Annotated in this window: 20 protein-coding genes; 12 read left to right on the forward strand and 8 right to left on the reverse strand. The window is 67.6% G+C overall.

What is annotated here, in order from left to right:
* Window positions 1-47: 47 nt before the first annotated feature.
* On the reverse strand, window positions 48-959 hold the full coding sequence (locus OL599_RS19355; protein ID WP_264715551.1) for an aminotransferase class IV: 912 nt from the start codon (window positions 957-959) through the stop codon (window positions 48-50).
* Window positions 956-1,900 carry a helix-turn-helix domain-containing protein gene (locus OL599_RS19360; RefSeq protein WP_264715552.1) on the reverse strand — a complete coding sequence of 315 codons (945 nt, stop codon included), beginning with the start codon at window positions 1,898-1,900 and terminating at the stop codon, window positions 956-958. Before OL599_RS19360 ends, OL599_RS19355 begins: the two co-directional genes overlap by 4 nt.
* A gap of 165 nt (window positions 1,901-2,065) precedes the next feature.
* Between OL599_RS19360 and OL599_RS19365 the strand changes: the two genes are divergently transcribed.
* The 9 genes from OL599_RS19365 (at window position 2,066) to OL599_RS19405 (ending at window position 9,423) form a co-directional block, all read left to right on the forward strand.
* Window positions 2,066-2,524, forward strand: coding sequence for a flavin reductase (locus OL599_RS19365; protein ID WP_264715591.1), 459 nt, complete (start codon window positions 2,066-2,068; stop codon window positions 2,522-2,524).
* A gap of 219 nt (window positions 2,525-2,743) precedes the next feature.
* Window positions 2,744-3,346, forward strand: a complete 603-nt coding sequence (locus tag OL599_RS19370; protein WP_264715553.1) for a S8/S53 family peptidase — start codon at window positions 2,744-2,746, stop codon at window positions 3,344-3,346.
* Window positions 3,309-4,592 carry a S8 family serine peptidase gene (locus OL599_RS19375; protein ID WP_264715554.1) on the forward strand — a complete coding sequence of 428 codons (1,284 nt, stop codon included), beginning with the start codon at window positions 3,309-3,311 and terminating at the stop codon, window positions 4,590-4,592. The genes OL599_RS19370 and OL599_RS19375 overlap by 38 nt, the downstream gene beginning before the upstream one ends.
* 77 nt (window positions 4,593-4,669) lie before the next feature.
* Window positions 4,670-5,710, forward strand: coding sequence for an agmatinase (gene speB, locus OL599_RS19380; protein ID WP_264715555.1), 1,041 nt, complete (start codon window positions 4,670-4,672; stop codon window positions 5,708-5,710).
* Window positions 5,707-6,639, forward strand: a complete 933-nt coding sequence (locus OL599_RS19385; protein WP_264715556.1) for a heme-dependent oxidative N-demethylase family protein — start codon at window positions 5,707-5,709, stop codon at window positions 6,637-6,639. Before speB ends, OL599_RS19385 begins: the two co-directional genes overlap by 4 nt.
* A gap of 124 nt (window positions 6,640-6,763) precedes the next feature.
* Window positions 6,764-6,922, forward strand: a complete 159-nt coding sequence (locus tag OL599_RS19390) for a hypothetical protein (protein WP_264715557.1) — start codon at window positions 6,764-6,766, stop codon at window positions 6,920-6,922.
* A complete protein-coding gene (locus OL599_RS19395; protein WP_264715558.1) occupies window positions 6,919-7,284 on the forward strand; it encodes a DUF488 domain-containing protein in 366 nt (121 codons plus the stop codon). Before OL599_RS19390 ends, OL599_RS19395 begins: the two co-directional genes overlap by 4 nt.
* A 105-nt stretch (window positions 7,285-7,389) precedes the next feature.
* A complete protein-coding gene (locus tag OL599_RS19400; RefSeq protein ID WP_264715560.1) occupies window positions 7,390-8,628 on the forward strand; it encodes a D-amino acid dehydrogenase in 1,239 nt (412 codons plus the stop codon).
* 12 nt (window positions 8,629-8,640) lie between these two features.
* Window positions 8,641-9,423 carry a maleate cis-trans isomerase family protein gene (locus OL599_RS19405; RefSeq protein WP_264715562.1) on the forward strand — a complete coding sequence of 261 codons (783 nt, stop codon included), beginning with the start codon at window positions 8,641-8,643 and terminating at the stop codon, window positions 9,421-9,423.
* Between the two features lie 6 nt (window positions 9,424-9,429).
* Here OL599_RS19405 and OL599_RS19410 read toward each other — a convergent pair whose 3' ends face one another.
* From OL599_RS19410 to OL599_RS19435, 6 genes are all read right to left on the reverse strand, one after another.
* On the reverse strand, window positions 9,430-10,137 hold the full coding sequence (locus OL599_RS19410; protein WP_264715564.1) for an ABC transporter ATP-binding protein: 708 nt from the start codon (window positions 10,135-10,137) through the stop codon (window positions 9,430-9,432).
* Between the two features lie 6 nt (window positions 10,138-10,143).
* Entirely contained in the window at window positions 10,144-10,947 is an 804-nt protein-coding gene (locus OL599_RS19415; RefSeq protein WP_264715565.1) for an ABC transporter ATP-binding protein, read from the reverse strand.
* Window positions 10,948-10,956: 9 nt separating this feature from the next.
* Window positions 10,957-12,681 carry a branched-chain amino acid ABC transporter permease gene (locus OL599_RS19420; protein WP_264715566.1) on the reverse strand — a complete coding sequence of 575 codons (1,725 nt, stop codon included), beginning with the start codon at window positions 12,679-12,681 and terminating at the stop codon, window positions 10,957-10,959.
* Entirely contained in the window at window positions 12,678-13,724 is a 1,047-nt protein-coding gene (locus OL599_RS19425; protein WP_264715567.1) for a branched-chain amino acid ABC transporter permease, read from the reverse strand. Before OL599_RS19425 ends, OL599_RS19420 begins: the two co-directional genes overlap by 4 nt.
* 60 nt (window positions 13,725-13,784) lie before the next feature.
* Complete coding sequence (locus tag OL599_RS19430; RefSeq protein WP_264715568.1) at window positions 13,785-15,047, reverse strand: branched-chain amino acid ABC transporter substrate-binding protein; 1,263 nt, start codon at window positions 15,045-15,047, stop codon at window positions 13,785-13,787.
* Between the two features lie 943 nt (window positions 15,048-15,990).
* The gene (locus OL599_RS19435) at window positions 15,991-16,308 is read right to left on the reverse strand and encodes a hypothetical protein (protein ID WP_264715569.1); all 318 of its coding nucleotides are present in this window, start codon (window positions 16,306-16,308) and stop codon (window positions 15,991-15,993) included.
* Between the two features lie 414 nt (window positions 16,309-16,722).
* Here OL599_RS19435 and OL599_RS19440 point away from each other — a divergent pair, with 414 nt between their 5' ends.
* The 3 genes from OL599_RS19440 to OL599_RS19450 all read left to right on the forward strand — a co-directional run bounded on the left by OL599_RS19440 (window position 16,723) and on the right by OL599_RS19450 (window position 18,672).
* Window positions 16,723-17,043, forward strand: coding sequence for a GYD domain-containing protein (locus OL599_RS19440; protein WP_264715570.1), 321 nt, complete (start codon window positions 16,723-16,725; stop codon window positions 17,041-17,043).
* Window positions 17,044-17,310: 267 nt separating this feature from the next.
* On the forward strand, window positions 17,311-17,886 hold the full coding sequence (locus tag OL599_RS19445; protein ID WP_264715571.1) for a DinB family protein: 576 nt from the start codon (window positions 17,311-17,313) through the stop codon (window positions 17,884-17,886).
* A gap of 357 nt (window positions 17,887-18,243) precedes the next feature.
* Window positions 18,244-18,672, forward strand: a complete 429-nt coding sequence (locus OL599_RS19450) for an ester cyclase (protein WP_264715572.1) — start codon at window positions 18,244-18,246, stop codon at window positions 18,670-18,672.
* The last annotated feature ends 17 nt before the right edge of the window (window positions 18,673-18,689 follow it).

Here is an 18,689-nt window from a genome sequence, read left to right on the forward strand (position 1 = left end):
CTGCGGCCTTCTGCTGGGGCGTTGAGAGCAGGCGTCGTATCGGGCGGTCAGGCGACCGCCAGTTCGTAGCGCACCGGGGTGTTGTGCCAGCCTTCCGCATGGCGGCGCCAATACAGGTCCTTCAGCCGGCGCGACAGCGGCCCCGGCCGGTCGTTGCCGAGGATGCGCGTGCCGACGCGCGAGACCGGCATCACGCCGCCCGCGGTGGTGGCGGCAAACACTTCGTCCGCATCCTCCAGCAGCGCGCGCGGGATCGGCGCGATCGCCGCCTCGATGCCTTCCTGGGCGCACAGCTCCAGCACCGATCTGCGGGTGATGCCGCCCAGGCTGCCGCGGTCCGGCGTCAGCACGCGGCCGTCCTTGACGACGAAGACGTTGAAGCCCGGGCCTTCGGTGACGAAGCCCTGCGCGTCGCACAGGATCGCGGTGTCGAAGCCGTGGTCGTGGGCTTCCAGCAAGCCGCTGGTCAGGTCGCCCCACATGTAGTTCTTCACCGTGGGATCGAACGACGCATCCGGCACGCGCGGCACCGAGGCGATCCACAGATGCGCGCCACGCTCCTGCACGTCCTTCGGGATCACGTCGACCCAGGGCACGGCATAGGCGATGAAATGGTTGTCGCAATCGGCCGGGCGGCGCGAGCCGCCGATGCGCGGCCGCCCGCGCAGGGCCACCATCGCCACATAGGCGTCGCGCAGGCCCGCCAGCGCCACGCAGCGATGCAGGGTCTCCGCCATCGCCTCCCGCCCCTCCGGCGGCGCCAGCCGGCGCTTCTCCATGGAGCGGGCGAAGCGGTCCAGGTGGTCGTCCAGCCGGAAGAAGCCGCCCTGGAACACGTGCACCACGTCATAGGTGCAGTCGGACCGGGTGAAGCCCCAGTCCAGCACCGAGATGGTGGCCTGTCCGATCGGCACGAAACGGCCCTGCACATAGGCAGCGCCTGCAGCGAATTCGTTCATGCGGCTTGTCCCCCTTGTTCTCGGTCGGTTGCAGTACCGTTCGCCGCGCGATGCCTGCGGCGGAACGCGCCCGGCCGCTCGCCGGTCTCGCGGGCGAAGAAGCGGGTGAAATAGGCGGGATCGGCGAAGCCGAGATCATAGGCGATCTCGGCCACCGTCAAACCAGTGTAGATCAGGCTGCGTTGCGCTTCGAGCACCAGCCGGTCATGGATCACCTGCTGCCCCGTGCGGCCGGCGTGGCGCCGGCAGATCGCATCCAGCCGGCCGCGCGTCACCGCGATTCCGGCGGCGATGCCGGCGACGCCGTGGCAGCTGCGGAAGCTCTGCTCCACGGCGGCGCGGAAGCGTTGCCACAGCTCCGCCCCCGCCGGCACCGTCGCCTCCGCCGGCGGCGCCAGCCGCGCCACCTCGACCATCAGCAACTGCACCCGGGCGGCCACCGCCGTCGCCATGCCCGGCGCGCCGAATTGCAGCTCGCGCGCCAGCCGCTCGAACAGCCCGGCCAGCGCGGACGCCGCCGCGTGCCCGGGTGCCAGCGCCAGCACCCGCGGCGTGTCCAGGCTGCGGGCCACCGCGGCCTCGGCGTTGCGGGCCAGCGCCGCGACATAATCGGCCGCGAGCGTCAGCACATGGCCTTCGCTGCCGGGCTGCCAGGTGAAGGCATGCACCAGCGGCGCCGGCACCACGATCAGGGCCGGTCCCTCGAACCGCGCGCGCACCCGGTCCAGCCGGGCCTCGCCGCCGCCCTCGCCCACCCACAGCAGCTGCTGCAGCCCCTCGTGCCGATGCGGCGCGATCTCCCAGCCATGCAGCGCCGAGCGCGAGCTCAGCGTCTCGACATGCACGAACCCGGGGGCGGCGCGGCGGGCGTGCTCGCCGTACAGGACATAGTGCGGCACCGGCCGGCGCTGCGGGCCAGCGGCAGGAGGGGGCGCTGCCATGCGGGGAGGATGGGCGAGGCGTCCGGCGGCTGCAACCGGCCGGGCGCGATCGTTGCGACCGGCCCGACCGCACTTGGGTCTTCCCCCGGTTCGGCGCATGATCCAAAAGCGACGCAGACGTCTGGAGCAGCTTCCTTGGTCGACAAGCAGAGCTATCGCGAGGCAATGGCCCGGCTCGGCGCCGCGGTAAACGTGATCACCAGCGACGGGCCTGGCGGGCGGCGCGGGTTCACCGCCTCCGCGGTGTGCAGCGTCACCGACGACCCGCCGACGCTGCTGGTCTGCCTGAACCGCAACAGCGATTCCAATGCGGCGCTGAAGGAGAACCGCGTGCTGTGCGTGAACACGCTGGCCGCGTCGCAGGAGCATCTGTCGCCGATCTTCGCGGGCATGACCGAACACGACGTGGAGGGGCGGTTCTCGGCGGCAAACTGGACCACGCTGACGACCGGCGCGCCGGTGCTGCATGGCGCCGTGGTATCGTTCGACTGCCGCATCGTGCAGGTGACGGAAGTCGGCACCCACAGCGTGTTCTTCTGCGAAGTCGAAGCGATCCAGCACGGCCCGGCCCATGAAGGCCTGATCTATTTCGGCCGCGGCTACCACCCGGTGCGGGTGGCCTAGCATTGAGGCCACGGGCCTTCGGCCACCATCGCCGCGTCTGAAGACTGCCGGCGCCGCCTTTCCAATCCGAAACCGTCCAGGCCGCGCCAGATCGACAGGTCCCAGGCGGGCGGCAAGGCTTTGTTCACATTTCTCCGCAAAATCTGAGCGTCGTCACGTTTTTTGAGACTGACGCCCTCATTCTTGGACGCCGCGCCACGGCGGCGGGGAATCGTGCTCGTGCGCTCATCATGGCCCTACGCCAAGCTTGGCCTGCTGCGGAACGACCTCGATCGCGGCAACACATGGCCGTTCGACGACGACGACAACGTGGACCGGGCAACGGCGCCCATCGGCCCGCCGGAACTGGTGGGCTACGACCTGCTCGCGGCCGGCCTGGCGGGGCCCCTGCCCGGCTTCGCGGTCCCTCCCCCGCCGCCCGGCGTCGTGCCCAGGCACGGCAACGCGGCCGCCGTCACGCCGCCGGTCAATCCGGTCAATGACGTCGCCGACCGCGCCATGCTCGCCGACGTCGCGCGCAGCCAGTTCGGCGTGACCGGCGCGGGCGTGCGGATCGGCATCCTGTCGGACAGCTTCGACGTGCGTGGCGGATACGCGACCGACGTCGCCAGCGGCGCCCTGCCGGCCGGCGTCACCATCCTGCAGGAAGGCCCGGCCACCGGCAGCGACGAGGGGCGGGCCATGGCGCAGCTGATCCACCAGATCGCCCCGGACGCACAGATCGACTTCTACACCGCGTTCCGCGGCGAGCTCGATTTTGCCAATGGCATCATCGCGCTCGCCAATGCCGGCTGCCAGATCATCGTCGACGACGTCACCTAATCTCAGCGAGCCGTTCTTCCAGACCGGCGGTGCCGTGCAGGCGGCGGTGTCGCAGGTCGTCGCCGGCGGCATCAGCTATTTCACCTCGGCCAGCAACGAGGGCAGCACCTTCTACCAGCACGGCTTCCAGGGCATCCGCACCACCCTGCCGGGCCTGTCCGGCAATTATCTCGCCAATAATTTCGCAACCGCAGCCAAGCCCTCGCCGTTCGAGAGCCTCACCATCGCCAAGGGCGCCACCGCCACCATCGACCTGCAATGGGACGACCCCTTCGCCAGCATCGGCAGCGGCCATGAAGCGGCCAGCAGCCTTGGCATGGTCCTCTACGACAGCAACGGGAAGATCGTCGCCTACATGATGAAGAACGACGTGGGCGGCAATCCGAACCAGATCATGCAGTTCACCAACACCACGGCGTCCACCAGCTTCCGGCTGGCGATTGTCACCAATGGCGGCGGCACCACCCCGAACCTGTTCAAGTTCATCGTCTACGGCCAGGGCACCGCCATCAACGACCCCGCTGCCGGCAAAGGCTCCGGCAGCGTCATCGGCCATGAGCTCGTCGCCGGCGCCAACACCGTCGGCGCCGTCGCCGCCAGCGCCACCCCGGTGTTCGGCGGCAACAACCACGTCGAGAGCTTCTCCTCGGCCGGACCGGGCATGATCCTGTTCGATGCCGACGGCAACCGGATGATCGAGCCGGCGCGCCCTGGCAAGGTGGAATTCATGGCACCCGACGGGGTCGCGACCAGTGTTTTCAGCCAGTTCTACGGCACCTCGGCAGCCGCTCCGGATGCCGCCGCTGTGGCGGCGCTGATGCTGCAGCAGAACCCGTCCCTCACGCCCGGGCAGATCACCGCCATGCTCGCCCGGTCCGCGGTCGCGGCCACCGGCCCGGCCGGCGCCACCGGCGCCGGACTGATCCAGGCGACCACGGCGGTGCAGCTCGCCGCCGCCGCGCCGCGCGCCACGCCGGCGACGTCCGTGCTGCTGTCGTATGCGGCCCCGGAGGCGAATTCCTGGGCCCAGGCCGCGGCCGCGCAAGTCAACCCGGTCGGCGCCGCCATCGCCGCGGTGCTGGGCGAGCCGGGCGCGCTGGCCGACTTCACCGCGTTCATCGACCCGGCCGATGCCGTCGTCATGCCAGGCGCGGACGGGCCCGGCGCTGGCACCGACAGCTTCGCGATGCTGAACAACGGCAACCAGATGGTCGTGCCGATCTATCAGGACTGGGGCCGGGCCTGAACGGCGGTGCTTGCGCCCCACGCTGGATCATCGGCCGCAGCCGCGCCACAATCGCCGCCCCGTTCCGGAGGCAGTCCATGACCATCGACCCGAAGCTCGCGTCCCTGCGTGCCCGCTTCGCCAACGGCCGCAGCGACAATGTGGAGAATCCCGATTTCAAGAAGGCCATCTCGCTGGTCTTCAAGGACGACGGACGGCGCAAGCTGCCCTATTCCGGCGTGCCGACCCTGCTGGACGCCCCCTATCGGCCGGATGCCCCGGACCGCGCGGATTTCGGCGGGCTCGCGGTGGCGCTGATCGGCGTGCCCATGGACCTCGGCGTCACCAACCGCAGCGGCTCCCGCCTCGGCCCGCGCGCGGTGCGCAACGTGGAGCGCATCGGTCCCTACAACCACGCACTGCGCATCGCCCCGCTGGCGGAATGCAGCGCCGCCGATGTCGGCGACGTGCCGTTCCGCAGCCGCTACAGCCTGCCCGACAGCATCGAGGACATTGCCGCCTTCTACACCCGCGTGCAGGCGGCCGGCGTGAAGCCGATCAGCATCGGCGGCGACCACTCCATCACCTATCCCATCCTGCAGGCGCTGGGCCGCGATCGTCCGGTGGGCCTGGTGCATATCGACGCCCACTGCGACACCAGCGGCGAGCTGGAAGGCAGCCGCTTCCACCATGGCGGGCCGTTCCGCCAGGCGGTGCTGGACGGCGTGCTGGACCCCGAGCGCACCATCCAGATCGGCATCCGCGGCTCGGCCGAGATGCTGTACGAGTTCTCCTACGTCTCCGGCATGACGGTGATCCACGCCGAGGAGGTGGACGCCATGGGCATCGACGCCGTCATCGCCAAGGCGCGCGCCGTGATCGGCGACGGGCCGTTCTACCTGTCCTTCGACGTGGACGGCATCGACCCCGCCTTCACGCCGGGCACCGGCACGCCGGAGGTGGGCGGGCTGACGCCGCGCGAGGCCCAGCGCATCCTGCGCGGCCTCGTCGGGCTCGACATCATCGGCGGCGACGTGGTGGAAGTGGCGCCGCAATACGACGCCACCACCAACACCGCCCAGGTGGGTGCGGCGATGGCCTTCGAGATCCTGTCGCTGCTCGCCCTCGCCGAACGATGAGCGCCGCGGCGCTTCCGGCCGAACCGGTCTACCTGCCGTTCGAGCCGGGGCCCTACCGCATGGCCATGGGCCTGGTCGCGCGCGACCCGGCCGAATTGATCGAGCTCGACGAACGCTACAGCGACGAGATGGCGCAGCGGCGCGCCTTGCTGGACACGCGCCGGGAGGACGTGTTCGCGGTCACCCCGGGCTCGGAGGCGGCGCGTGCCGAGGTGCTGGAGCGGCTGGCCGAACTGCTGCCGCAGCGCTTCCCCGCCTGGTTCGCGCGCGACGGCCACCACCTCGACAACCGCCTGACCGGCGAGCGCTGGAACCTGCGCGATCCCGGCTATGACCCGCTGGAAGTGGCGGGACGGCTGGTGCAGGAGGATCTGTGCCTGCTGCGCCCCGAGCCCGACGGCCCGGTGCTGACCGCCGCCGTGCTGTGCTTCCCCAGCCGCTGGCGCCTGCACGAGAAGATCGGCCGCCCGCTCGCCGCCGTGCACGGCACGGTGCCGTTCTACGCCGAGCGCCTGGCCCGCCCGGTGGACCGGCTCATGGGCCAGCTGAAGCCGGGCAAGCTGGTCGAGCGCCTGAACTGGTCGATGAGCGACGATCCCACCCTGTTCCAGCCCGGCGGCAAATGGCGGCGCGAGGCCAACATTGCGATCACGCCCGAGAACGCCGGTGACGCGCTGGTGCTGCGGGTGGAACGCCAGACATTGAGCAGCCTGCCGGCCAGCGGCGGCGTGCTGTTCACCATCCGCGTCCACGTCTATCCGCTGGCGACAATCGCCGCGCGCCCCGACATCGCCGCCCGCCTCGCGGACGCCGTGCGCGCGTTGCCGGAGCCGATGCAGCACTACAAGAGCCTGATCCCGTTCCGCGACGCCGTGCTCACCTATCTCGACCGGCGCGGCCCGGCATCCCGCCCGTTCGCGGACGCCTGAACGCGATCGACTGCCAGCGGACATGCGCGCCCCGTTGCGGGGACGTGTCGGCGGGCGTATGAATCGATTGTTTCCGGCTGCGAGAACACCGAAGGACGTGTCTCCGGCGCGCCGCATCCGTGCGATGTCACTGATCGCGATGTTGAAGCGATGGGGGAAGAATGCGCATGTTGATGGCGACCAGCATGATTGTTGTCGGCGGGTTGCTGTCGTGATCGCCCGCGCAGTGTTCCGCAAGCGCGGCCTGGAGCAGGCGGATCTGCCTGCCTGCCCCCGCGCATGAGCGAGGTCCGGCTCAAGCGGGCCTACGACTCTCCCGCCGCGGCAGACGGAACGCGCATCCTGGTGGATCGCCTGTGGCCGCGCGGCGTGAAGCAGAGCGATGCGAAGATCGCCCTCTGGCTCAAGGATGTCGGCCCAAGCACCGAATTGCGGCGCTGGTTCGCGCACGACCCGGCGAAATGGCCCGAGTTCCAGAAGCGCTACGCGGCCGAGCTCGCGCATAATCCGGCGATGGACGCCCTGCGCGCCGAGGTTCGCCAGCACGGGCAGGTGACACTGATATTCGGGGCCAGGGATACCGAGCACAACAACGCGGTGGTGCTGCGCGACATCCTTGCGCGGCCCCCGGTGGCGAGTCGGTAAGCGGCAGCGCGCCGGCCGCGAACGTGGCGTGACCGCCCTCCGGCGCGGCGTTCGGGCGGTGGCGATGCTGGGCGGAACGCGACGGATCCTGGATGCGGGGGGTGCATGCGCATACTGGTGCTGGGCGGCGGCGTGGTCGGCGTCACCACGGCCTATCAGTTGCTGCAGGACGGGCACGACGTCGCGCTGCTGGAGCGCCACCCGGATGTCGCCCAGGAAACCAGCTGGGGCAATGCCGGCATGATCGCGCCGGGCCATTCCTTCGTCTGGTCATCGCCCAGGGCGCCCTGGATCCTGCTGAAATCGTTGTTCCTGAAGAACCAGGCGCTGCGGTTCCGCCCGTCTGCCGATCCGCGCCTGTGGAGCTGGTCGCTCAGGTTCCTCGCCGAATGCACCGCGGCCAAGGCGCGCGCGAATACGTTGCGCAAGCATCGGATCGCGGCCTATTCCCAACGCGTGCTGCACGAGGTGCTGGCGGCGGAGCACCTGGACTATGACCGCAACGCGCGCGGCATCGTCTATTTCTACCGCGATCCCGCCGCGCTGGAGGCCGGTGTCGCGCATATGCAACTGCTGGCCGAGGACGGTCAGGAAATCCGTGTCCTCGACCGTGCGCAATTGCTGCAGATCGAACCGTCGCTGGCTGGCGCCGGCGACAGGATCGCGGGCGGGATCTACTGCCCGACCGACGAAACCGGCGACTGCAACAAGTTCACCACGGGGCTGGCGGCGGTCTGTCGCGGGCGCGGCGCCGAATGGCACACCGGCACCACGATCACGGATATCGAAGCCGCGGGCGACATCGTCACCGGCGTGCACACCGACCACGGCACCTTCAAGGCCGACGCCTATGTCATGGCGCTCGGCTGCCAGAGTCCGCAGCTGGCGCGCCGGATCGGCGTCGCCCTGCCGGTCTACCCGATCAAGGGCTATTCGCTGACGATTCCGATCGGCAACCACAAGGCGCCGCCGACGGTGGGGGCGGTCGACGAGCACAACCTGGTGGCGATCTCGCGTTTCGGCGATCGCGTGCGCGTGACCGCGACGGCCGAGTTCGCGGGGTACGACACGACGCACAAGCCCGCCGATTTCGCATTCATGAAAGGCGTGGTACAGGAATTGTATCCCGATGGCGCCGACTATGAGCGCGCGGAAATGTGGGCGGGGCTGCGGCCGATGACGCCGGACAACCTGCCCATCGTCGGCCGCAAGCGGCACCGCAACCTGTATTACAATACCGGCCACGGCCATATCGGCTGGACGATGTCGCATGGCTCCGCGCGCCTGGCGGCGGACGTGATCGCCGGGCGCACGCCCGCCATTCCCGTCGACGGCCTGGCGTGAAGGAGGCACCGCATGGGCAGCGAAGCTGCCGCACCCGGCATGGTCGATCTCGGCGTGCTGGCGTGCCGGCTGGATGAGGGAATCGCCCGCCGCGCCGCGATCGGGCTGCTGGTTCTGGCGACCGACCAGACGATGGAATACGAATTCCGCCATCTGGTGCGCCAGGACGGCGTGGCGCTCTATCACAGCCGGCTGTGGAACGACGCTGCCATCACCCCCGCGACATTGCGCTCCATGCGCGAGCGCATCGCACCGGCAACCGAACTGATCCTGCCGGGCTGCCGGCTCGATGTCGTGGCATTCGGCTGCACCTCGGCCAGCATGGAGCTCGGCGAGGAAGAGATCTTCCGCCAGATCCGCAAGGCGCGGCCTGAGGTCGCCTGCACCACCCCGGTCACCGCCGCCTTTGCCGCCTTCGAGGCCCTTGGCGCCCGCCGCATCGGCGTCCTCACGCCCTACTCGGCGGAGGTCAACGCGGGCGTGCGGGCCTATCTGACACGGCGCGGCGCCAGCGTCGCGGCATTCGCCACGTTCGACAGGCAGGACGATCTTGAGGCCGCACGGATCGCCCCGGACTCGATCGCGGCCGGCATCAGGCAGCTTGCCGAAAGCACGCCGCTCGACGCCGTGTTCGTCTCTTGCACCAGCTTGCGGCTGACCGGGATCGTGGCGGATGTGGAGGCCCGGATCGGCATCCCCGTCACCTCCTCGGATCATGCACTGGCCTGGCACTGCCTGCGGCTGGCCGGCGTCACCGACACGGTTCCCGGCGCCGGCCGGCTGTTCACGCGCTGAGGGGCCCTATCCCAGATACGCGCGGCGCACGCGCTCGTCGTCCAGCAATTCCCGCCCGGCGCCGCTCAGCACGATGCGGCCGCTTTCCAGCACATAGCCATGATCGGCGATGCCGAGCGCCGCCGGCGCGTTCTGCTCGACCAGCAGGATCGTCACGCCCTGTGCGTTGATCGTCCGGATGGTCTCGAACACCTGCTCGACCAGCATCGGTGCAAGCCCCATGCTCGGTTCGTCCATCAGCAGCAGGCGGGGGCGGGCCATCAGCGCCCGCGCGGTGGCGAGCATCTGCTGTTCGCCGCCCGACAGCGTGCCGGCGACCTGCTTCAGCCGCTCGCGCAAACGCGGGAACAGCCGCATCATCCGGTCGCGGTCCTCGGCGACGGCGTGGCGGTCGCGGCGGGTGAATGCGCCCATTTCCAGGTTCTCCGCCACCGTCAGCCGGCCGAAGATGCGCCGGCCTTCCGGCACCTGCACCAGGCCGGTCGCGGCGATGTCGTGCGCGCCGAGACCCGCGAGATCGCGACCGTCGAAACGGATCGTGCCCTGGCGCGGATGCAGCAGACCGCTGACGGCGCGCAGCGTGGTGGACTTTCCCGCGCCGTTGCCGCCGACGAGGGTGACGATCTGCCGCTGTTCCACCGCAAGCGAGATGCCTTTCAGCGCCTCGATCTTGTCGTAGAAGACGTGGATTGCGTCGATCTCCAGCAGGGCCATGGCGCGTCAGACCACCCCGGCGCCGGCGGCCGGCCGCGTGGCTGCGGTGCCGAGATAGGCCTCGATCACCGCCGGGTCCTGTTGCACGTCCTGCGGCGGTCCCTCGGAAATCTTGACGCCATGGTCCAGCACCGTGACCCGGTCGGACATCACCATCACCACGCGCATCTGGTGCTCGATCAGCAGGATGGTGATGGCGAAATGCGCGCGGACCCTCTCGATGAACGCCATCATGTCAGTGGTTTCGTGCGGGTTCATCCCCGCGGTCGGCTCGTCGAGCAGCAGCAGCCTGGGTTTTGTCGCGAGCGCGCGGCCGATTTCCAGCCGGCGCTGCTCGCCATAGGCGAGGTTGCGCGCCAGCATGTCGCCGCGCCCGCGCAGGCCGACGAAGTGCAGCAGCCGCAAGGCTTCCTCGTGCGCCGCGCGCTCATCGCGAACGGTGTGCGGCGTGTGCAGCACCGCGCCCCACCAGGTCGAGCGCAGATGCAGGTGCATCCCGACCAGAAGGTTCTCCAGCGCGGTGATGTTGCGGAACAGCCGGATGTTCTGGTAGGTGCGGCTGATCCCTGCCTTCGCCACGCGATCGGGCGTCAACCCATCGACCCGTGCGCCGGCGAACCAGACCTCGCCCGAGCTGGGGGTCAGGTTCTGGGTGATGCAGTTGAACACCGTGGTCTTGCCCGCACCGTTGGGGCCGATCACGCTGTGGATGCTGTGCTCGGTCACGGCGAGATCGAGGTCGGACAGGGCGACGAGCCCACCGAACCGCATCGTCAGGTGCTGGCAGCGCAGTATCGGCTGGTCGGCCATCGCGACGCCCTAGCGCGGTTGCACGGGCAGCGGATCGCTGCCGGCGTCCAGCGCCAGAGTCTCGTCGCGGGCGTGCAACTCGCGCTGGCGCACGTCGGACGGCCACAGGCCTTCCGGCCGCAGCCGCATCATCACGATCAGCACCGCGCCATAGAACAGATAGCGGTACTCGCCGAACTCGCGCAGCAGCTCCGGCAGGCCGATCAGCGCGACCGCGCCGAGCACGACGCCGGGCAGGCTGCCCATGCCGCCGACGATGATCAGCGCGAGCACGTTGATGGAAATCAGCAACTGGAAGCTCGACGGATAGACCGAGGTGAGCATGGTGGCGAAGATCGAGCCGGCAAGGCCGGCGAAGGCGGCGCCCAGCCCGTAGGCGAGCAGCTTGCACTGGATCAGGTTGATGCCAAGGGCCTGGGCCACGTCCTCGTCATCGCGCAGCGCCATCCAGGCACGGCCGAGGCGCGAATTCTCCAGCCGCCAGGCCACGAAGGCGGCGACGCCGGCGGCGGCCAATGTCACGTAGAACAGCGCGACCGGGCTGCCGAGCACATACGGGCCGATGCGGGGCTTCGGGATTTCAAGGATACCCTGTGCGCCGCCGAGCAAGGGTGCTGCGAAGTCGGACTGCACGATCACGCGGACGATCTCGCCAAGGCCCAAGGTGGCGACGGCAAGATAATCGCCGCGCACGCCGAGCACGGGCAGGCCGAACAGCACGCCGACGAGGATCGACAGCAGCACGGCGACCGGCATGGCAAGCCAGTACGAGAGATGCAGCAGAGCATGCGCGCTTTCCGTGGTGAGCAGCGCCGTGGTGTAGGCGCCGACCGCAAAGAACGCGACGAAGCCGAGATCGAGCAGCCCGGCCAGGCCGATCTCGAGATTGAGGCCCATGCCCATCAGGATATACAGCCCGACCAGCATCAGCACCTGGCCGATATAGGACCCCGCGAAGGCCGGCAGCACCGCCAGCACGAGCAGCGCGATTCCGGCGCGCATCATGCGGGCGCGGCGCGGGTCGCGGGGCGGAGCGTGCGCGGGGCGGCGGCGCCGCCGCAGGCCCACGGCCTCGCCCAGCAGCGCGGTCACGGCGAAGATCGTGATCGCACCTGCGGGGTTGAGACCCTCCCAACTGTACAGAAACGCGCGGACATCGTTCACGACGCCTTCGTATTGCTGCAGCATCAGCTGGATCAGTTCCTGGAACACGCCGGCGACCACCACCGCCGTGGCCCCCGGCAGCACGGCACGGATAACGGCGCGCGGGCTCTGCTGAAGCGCCGCACCAAGCAGTCCCGCGCCGGCGCCTCCGGCGATCAGCAAAGCGATGCCGGTGGCGGGGCCGAGCCCCAGCGTCAGCATCGCCAGAAGGTCGGGCGACAGCGCGATGAAGATGGCGCGCAGGGACACCAGATCGATCAGCACGGCCAGCGCGGCCAGAGGCGCGGCGGCCACCGCGCCCGCGAGCAGGCCGAGCATGATCCGTGCGCCGGCGGCCGTGCCGGCGTTGGCCGCCGCCATCGCCCCGGCCCCGGCGGCGATGGCCAGCAGCGTGGCCTCGCCGAGACTGAGCGTGCCGACGACGATCCAGCGCTGGTGCAGCATCAGTACCACGCCGACCACCGTGAGATGCACCGCGCCCGCGCCGAATGCGAGCCCGGTCAGCACCGCACGGCGCAGGATGGGATGGATGGGTGCCGCGAGCCCGGGCGGCGTATGGACGCCGCTCATGCGCGCTTCTTCGCCATGCGTTCGCCCAGGATGCCCTGCGGACGGAAGATCAGCACCATGATCAGCAGGGTGAACGCGATCAGGTCACGCAGCTGGTAGGGCGCGGGAATGCCGATCCCGTCCAGGAACAGCGACGGGCCGACGGACTCCACCAGGCCGAGGAAGAAGCCGCCGAGCATCGCGCCAGGGATGCTGCCGATGCCGCCCAGCACCGCGGCGCCGAACGCCTTGATGCCCGGGGTGAAGCCCATGAAGAAATAGACCTGCTTGTAGACGAACGCGTAGAACACGCCAGCAATCCCGGCCATCACGCCGCCCAGCGTGAAGGTGAACACGACCACCTTGTTGACGTCGATGCCCATCAGCGCCGCGGCCTCGCCGTCCTCGGCCACCGCGCGCATCGCCTTGCCCATGCGCGTGCGCTGGACAACGAGGTACAGCACCAGCATGAACAGCAAGGCCAGACCGATCACCAGGACATCGATGCCGGGGACATTGAACCCGATCACGTTGAAGCTGGCGCGCTGCCACTCGGGCGACGGATAGGATTTGACGGCGGAACCGAACGCGCCGCGGAATGTCTGCTCCAGGAAGAACGACACGCCGATGGCGCAGATCAGCGGCGCCAGCCCGACGACGCGCCGAAACGGCCGGTAGGCGATCCGTTCGGTGAGCAAGGCGATGGTGGTGGAAGTGGCGATCGCCACAACCAGGATCGCCACCATTCCCGGCACCGGATGGTTCTGCAGAAAGCCCGAACGATCCAGCGGCGCGGCGACGAAATAGCCGGCGAAGGCGCCGGTCATGACGATGTCGCCATGCGCGAAGTTGATCAGCCGCAGCACGCCGTAGACCATCGTATAGCCGAGTGCGATCTGGGCGTAGATGCTGCCGATGGTCAGGCCGAACATCACGAAATCGAACCACTGCGCGGCGGTGTAGCGTCCCTTGATCAGCGTTCCGATGGTGCCGACGACGACCACGAGCACCACCCCGATGCGCATGCCCCAGAGGGCGACATCGACGGCGCCCATGCGGGCCATGGCGGAACGCCATGACCCGCGGGCACCGGATGCGGCCGCACTCACATGTGGCCCGTTCACTTACGGCCAGATCTTCTTCGGGTTCTGGCCAATACCGAACGTCTTCGGATCAGCCGACGTGAACTCCAGCACCGACGGCTTGAACTGCGAGCACTCGCCATACGCATCGCAGGCGATCGGCCCGCTGATGCCCTCGAACTTGATGGAGAACACGGCGTCGCGGAACGCCTTCTTGCCGATATAGAGATTGCCGGCGTCGTCGGTCTTGCCGACCTTCTCGATCGCCTTGATGGCCAGCATGGCGCCGTCATAGGCATTGGCGTGGTAGCCGGAGATCGGCGCCTCGCCATAGGCTCTCTTGTACTCGTCGACGAAATGCGGATAGCCTTTGCCCATCGCGTCCGGCGACAGGTCGGGATAGCCGATGCGGAAGCCGACGACGGCGGGGCCGGCGGCTTCGATGAAGTCGGCCGACAGCAGCGACCCGCCGCCCATCAGCGCGGTCCGCTCCAGGCCAGGCGTCTCTTTCGCCTGCCGCAGGATCTGTGCCGCCGCGGCGGTGAACACCGGGAAGTAGATCAGATCCGGCTTCTCGCTGGCGATGCGGGTCAGCAGCGGATGCATGTCGACATCGGTGGGTGCGACCGCTTCCTGGGACAGCACGGTGCCGCCGAGTTTGCGGAAGTTGTCGGCCATCACCTGCTGCAGCTGCTGCGCATAGGGGCTGCCGTCGTGGATCGTGACGACCGTCCTGGCCTTCATGACGTTGGCAATGAAGGTCGCGTCGGCCTTGCCCTGCTCGCTGTCACTGAACACGGTGCGCGCGAAGCCGGCATATTCCGGCTTGCGGCCGGGCGCGGTCAGGGCCGGGGCGGTGCAGGCGGTGCAGATCTCCACGATGCCGGCCTGCCACAGGATCGGCGCGCCCGGCGTCGCCACGGAAGAGCAGGCCGGGCCAAGCACCACCGCCGTCTGCGGATTGGCCGCGAGCTTGGTCGCCGCGGTCTGCCCGCCCTCGGCGTTGCACTGGTCGTCCTCGGCGTTGAGCTTCAGCGGATGGCCGAGCACCTGGCCGCCGGCATCCTTGAAGGCGATCTCCACGCCACGCCGCTCATCCAGGCCAAGCGCGGTATCGGGGCCGGACAGCACCCAGGTCCCTCCGATCTGGATCGGAGCCCCCTTGGGGATGCGGATCACCCCGATGTCGTCGGTCACAGGACCGACCGTCTGTGCCGCCATGGCCGAAGTTGCCCCCGCCAGCAGCGCCGCCGCGGCAAGCATCCCCGCCAGACCGCTGCGGGTTCTGTTCAGAATCGTCCTCAACTTCCCCTCCCGATCATTGCAGAAATGAACTAAGAGATTCTGGGATGTCGGACGCCCAACCGGCGAGGCGGATCGTGATCGAGGCAGCGTTGATTTCGGGCACGCGCCCAGCATCCGAGTTCGCAAAGGGACGGCCGCGTCTCGGCCGCCGGCAACGACCGTTGACTGCCTCCACAATCGTTTGCCGGGCGATTGTGGATCCGGCGGCCTGTCTGCCAAGCCGCGGCACAAGGGAGGCGCCGGGCCGCGAGTTTCGCGTCAATCCAGGCCCTTCGCAAGAGAATTGGCAATGGATCCCGCCGTCCGGGCTGGTGCGGATCGTCAGCCCTCGCTTGATAATGCTCGAACAAGCGCGCGTGCGTTCACGGCGTGGCTGCGCGTCACAAGCGCCTGTTTTTGTCGAACCGTTCGGCGGTAGCGGCGGGCGGATTTGAACCGCCACCAAGGGACTATGATCCCCTGTTCCTTTCTCCAATTATCTTATTGAATGGGTTATATCATTGGGAAACCTTTGTGCATCCGGATCCCCGCCTGGGCGCACCTTAGGCACAGATCGGCGATTGGTGCCGACCGAAAGGATCGGGTGCGGTCCATCTTCGGGTCCCCCAGGCATATGACCGGCCCCTCCCCGTTTCTTGTCGCCCGCGTTGCCTCAAATGTGTCATGCTGCATTGCAGCAGTGAGCGCGGGTGACAGCAGTGGAAGCGGTGAAACCGCATGGCATCACGGAAGACGGGCGGCCGCGCGTGGCGGTTGTACGTCCCTGCGACCGTCATCCCGGCGAATGGGTTGTCAGCCCAGCCGATCACGCGCGGCCCGGTCGGACCGGGCGGTTCTCCGGAGCGAACGCGCTTGCCAAGGCTTTGACCTTCGCGCACGAGGAATATGGTGCCGTGCGTTGGTGTCGTAACTGACGGCGCAAGCCTCGCGCCCAATGTTCACGTTATGAGGTGAGCCTCGCGGCCATTCGTTCGGCCGCTGCCTTTGCCGAGGTCACGTCCTCCTCGGTTCCCGATGCAACCAGCGCCTGCGGATGCTTTCCTGCCTGCCGGTTGTCGATCACCAGAAATCGCACGAAGCCTTCTGCCGCAGGCCGATGGATGATAAGGCGGAATCCTGCCCTCTCGGCCGAGATCATGCCGGTCGGCTCGGACTGCCAGCGTTGTTGTAAGCCCATTAAGTCCCCCTTGTTGCCGCCTTCGGCCCACCGTCTCGATGGCGTGCCAAGGCGCAGCGCTGACGATATGGCGTTATTTTTCACAATGTTTCATACAGTTTCAATCGGCCTTGGGATCACAGATACGTCATGATTGAACTGTCACATTGCGCGTCTCTACACGCTCTGTAACCAATATATCGATCGCGCCAGCTCGTTTTTGTCTCTGTTCCCGTTTTCCGATTCGTTTTGGGACTTCGTTATTGATTCTTTACCTCCAAAGACTCAGGACTTTCAGTTGATCGTTCGGCATGGCCGGACGCCGGATCGACGTTTTGCCCCGCATTCCAGCTTCCGGCCACGCTGAGCGCAGGCGGGTCACGACGGCTGTATGTCGGCAGGCGCATCCGCTACGTCCAGCGCACGCGACCGTTGTTAATCCGCTTGGGACGCGCGATGCTGACGTGTCGTCGGAAGAAGAATTTGGGGAATCAAACTCAAATATCGGAGGACGCAAAAATGCCGAAGTTCCTGATCAAGGCAAGCTACACCACCGAGGGAATGAAGGGCCTCAAGAAGGACAAGGCGTCAGGCCGTGAAAAGGCCGTGGCAAGCGCCTGCGAGGCGCTCGGCGGCAAGCTTGATGCCCTGTACTATGCGCTAGGGGATGATGACGCGTTCGCCGTCGTCGATTTGCCGAGCCGCGTGCATGTCGCGTCGCTCGGCGTCGCGGTTTGCGCAAGCGGGATGGCCAGCACGCGCACCGTGCCGCTGCTAACGGTCGCGGAAATGGACAAGGCACTCGGCGAGGACGCGAAGTACCGTCCGCCCGGCAGCTAGGCCGCACCAGCCCGGCTGCGCGGATGCACAGCCGGGTGAGCGTCCATTTCGGAAGTCATGAAGCATGGGTGCAAATCGTCGCCTCGTCACGCCAGTCTTTGCTTCCTGTGAAGCTCGCCCCTCTGGCAGGGCGCAGAGATTGGTCTTGATCGTCAGCCATGACCGCGACATCATCTGGCCGATGAGAACAAATCAAGAACCATGCAGGCGATCCCGCCTTCTCCCTTGCCGGCTGATTCCGGGACGAGCCCAGTTCGAGGTGGACGCATGCCGCATTCGCTGATCGACCATTTTCGAGCCATGGCCCGGAACAACGCCTGGTCAAATTCAAGGTTGCTGGAAGCCTGCGGCCATCTCACGCCGGACGAGTTCGCAGCCAGGCGGGTGAGCTTCTTTCCCTCGCTCGTGGAGACCCTCAACCATATCCTCGTTGTTGATCGCTACTATTTGGCTGATCTGACGGGCACCGGGCGCGTGATCCTTGCGGATGAGGTGCCATACCCATCGGTGGCCGATCTCGCCCAGGCCCAAGCTGAGACCGACAGGGAACTGATCGCTTTCTGCAACGTACTGGATGACGCCGACCTTGAGCGTGTGGTCACCATCGACCGCAAGGACGGGGTTGAGAATCACGAAACGGTGGCTGCAATCCTCGCCCATGTTTTCGTCCACCAAATCCACCATCGCGGTCAGGCCCACGCCATGCTGGCCGGAACTCCGGTCGCGCCGCCGCAATTGGATGAATTCTTCCTCGCCTCGGATGCGCCTCGTCGCGACGCCGAGCTACAGCGTCTCGGAATCGCGGAACCCGCTCAGCACGAACGTCGACCGGAGCAGCGCTGAATGACGACTGTGCTGCAGCCGACGTGATCCAGGAATATGCGGCTGGTCGGTAAGCAGGCTCTTGAGCTGGAGTTTCTAAAGGGGCCCTGCGAAAGATACCCCGGCTGAAGAGCGGGCCTCCATCTGCGATCTGTAGAAGCACAGACCTGATCTGACAGTCTCGATCCGGCGGACACCCGCCACTCCGGCATCGGCTATCTGTCGCCGATCGCCTACGAACACAAAAATGCTATGGAGAGCGAAACGATCCAGGCTGTAAGCTGTCCACCGAACCGGGGCAACTCCAGTGATCGGCTCGGATATCACCACCTTCGGCCTCGGCGATCGTGGTGGTGCGCAATGGAAGGAGGAACCGCCATGGCCCAAGACAGCCCCGGAGAGCTTCTGCGCAAGTGGTTCGAGGTCGTTTGGAATGATGGTCGCACCGACCTGATAGACCAGCTTATGTCGCCGGATCACGTCTCAAACGCGTTGACGGAAACCGGCGCAGCCTCCACCGGCCCCGCTGGGTTCAAACCCTTCTACGACAGGCTCCGAGGCGCGATCCCTGACCTCAAATTTGCCGTTCATGAGGTCATCGAGAGCGGAGAGACTGCCGCAGCCCGCTGGACGGCAACAGGCACTCATCGAGGCGATCATCTCGGCACCAAGGCAACCGGCAACCGGATCACGATGCCCGGCATGACCTTCCTGCGAACTGCAAACGGCAAGATGGCAGAATCATGGAATCAGTGGGATCGGCTTGCGCTGGCGGTCGGGACGGGAGCCGTGGCGCCGATCAAATGAACCGTAGCCGAATGCCA

This window comes from Limobrevibacterium gyesilva (assembly GCF_025989185.1).
GTDB lineage: Bacteria > Pseudomonadota > Alphaproteobacteria > Acetobacterales > Acetobacteraceae > Limobrevibacterium > Limobrevibacterium gyesilva.

Excerpts from the sequence above, each read along its gene's own strand:
- OL599_RS19375 (WP_264715554.1), top strand. The coding sequence starts at position 3,309 with ATGCCGGCTGCCAGATCATCGTCGACGACGTCACCTAATCTCAGCGAG.
- OL599_RS19450 (WP_264715572.1), top strand. The coding sequence starts at position 18,244 with ATGGCCCAAGACAGCCCCGGAGAGCTTCTGCGCAAGTGGTTCGAGGTC.
- OL599_RS19385 (WP_264715556.1), top strand. The coding sequence starts at position 5,707 with ATGAGCGCCGCGGCGCTTCCGGCCGAACCGGTCTACCTGCCGTTCGAG.
- OL599_RS19355 (WP_264715551.1), bottom strand. The coding sequence starts at position 959 with ATGAACGAATTCGCTGCAGGCGCTGCCTATGTGCAGGGCCGTTTCGTG.
- speB (WP_264715555.1), top strand. The coding sequence starts at position 4,670 with ATGACCATCGACCCGAAGCTCGCGTCCCTGCGTGCCCGCTTCGCCAAC.
- OL599_RS19390 (WP_264715557.1), top strand. The coding sequence starts at position 6,764 with ATGTCACTGATCGCGATGTTGAAGCGATGGGGGAAGAATGCGCATGTT.
- OL599_RS19420 (WP_264715566.1), bottom strand. The coding sequence starts at position 12,681 with ATGAGCGGCGTCCATACGCCGCCCGGGCTCGCGGCACCCATCCATCCC.
- OL599_RS19440 (WP_264715570.1), top strand. The coding sequence starts at position 16,723 with ATGCCGAAGTTCCTGATCAAGGCAAGCTACACCACCGAGGGAATGAAG.
- OL599_RS19445 (WP_264715571.1), top strand. The coding sequence starts at position 17,311 with ATGCCGCATTCGCTGATCGACCATTTTCGAGCCATGGCCCGGAACAAC.
- OL599_RS19360 (WP_264715552.1), bottom strand. The coding sequence starts at position 1,900 with ATGGCAGCGCCCCCTCCTGCCGCTGGCCCGCAGCGCCGGCCGGTGCCG.
- OL599_RS19415 (WP_264715565.1), bottom strand. The coding sequence starts at position 10,947 with ATGGCCGACCAGCCGATACTGCGCTGCCAGCACCTGACGATGCGGTTC.
- OL599_RS19425 (WP_264715567.1), bottom strand. The coding sequence starts at position 13,724 with ATGGCCCGCATGGGCGCCGTCGATGTCGCCCTCTGGGGCATGCGCATC.
- OL599_RS19395 (WP_264715558.1), top strand. The coding sequence starts at position 6,919 with ATGAGCGAGGTCCGGCTCAAGCGGGCCTACGACTCTCCCGCCGCGGCA.
- OL599_RS19405 (WP_264715562.1), top strand. The coding sequence starts at position 8,641 with ATGGGCAGCGAAGCTGCCGCACCCGGCATGGTCGATCTCGGCGTGCTG.
- OL599_RS19365 (WP_264715591.1), top strand. The coding sequence starts at position 2,066 with ATGGCCCGGCTCGGCGCCGCGGTAAACGTGATCACCAGCGACGGGCCT.
- OL599_RS19400 (WP_264715560.1), top strand. The coding sequence starts at position 7,390 with ATGCGCATACTGGTGCTGGGCGGCGGCGTGGTCGGCGTCACCACGGCC.
- OL599_RS19410 (WP_264715564.1), bottom strand. The coding sequence starts at position 10,137 with ATGGCCCTGCTGGAGATCGACGCAATCCACGTCTTCTACGACAAGATC.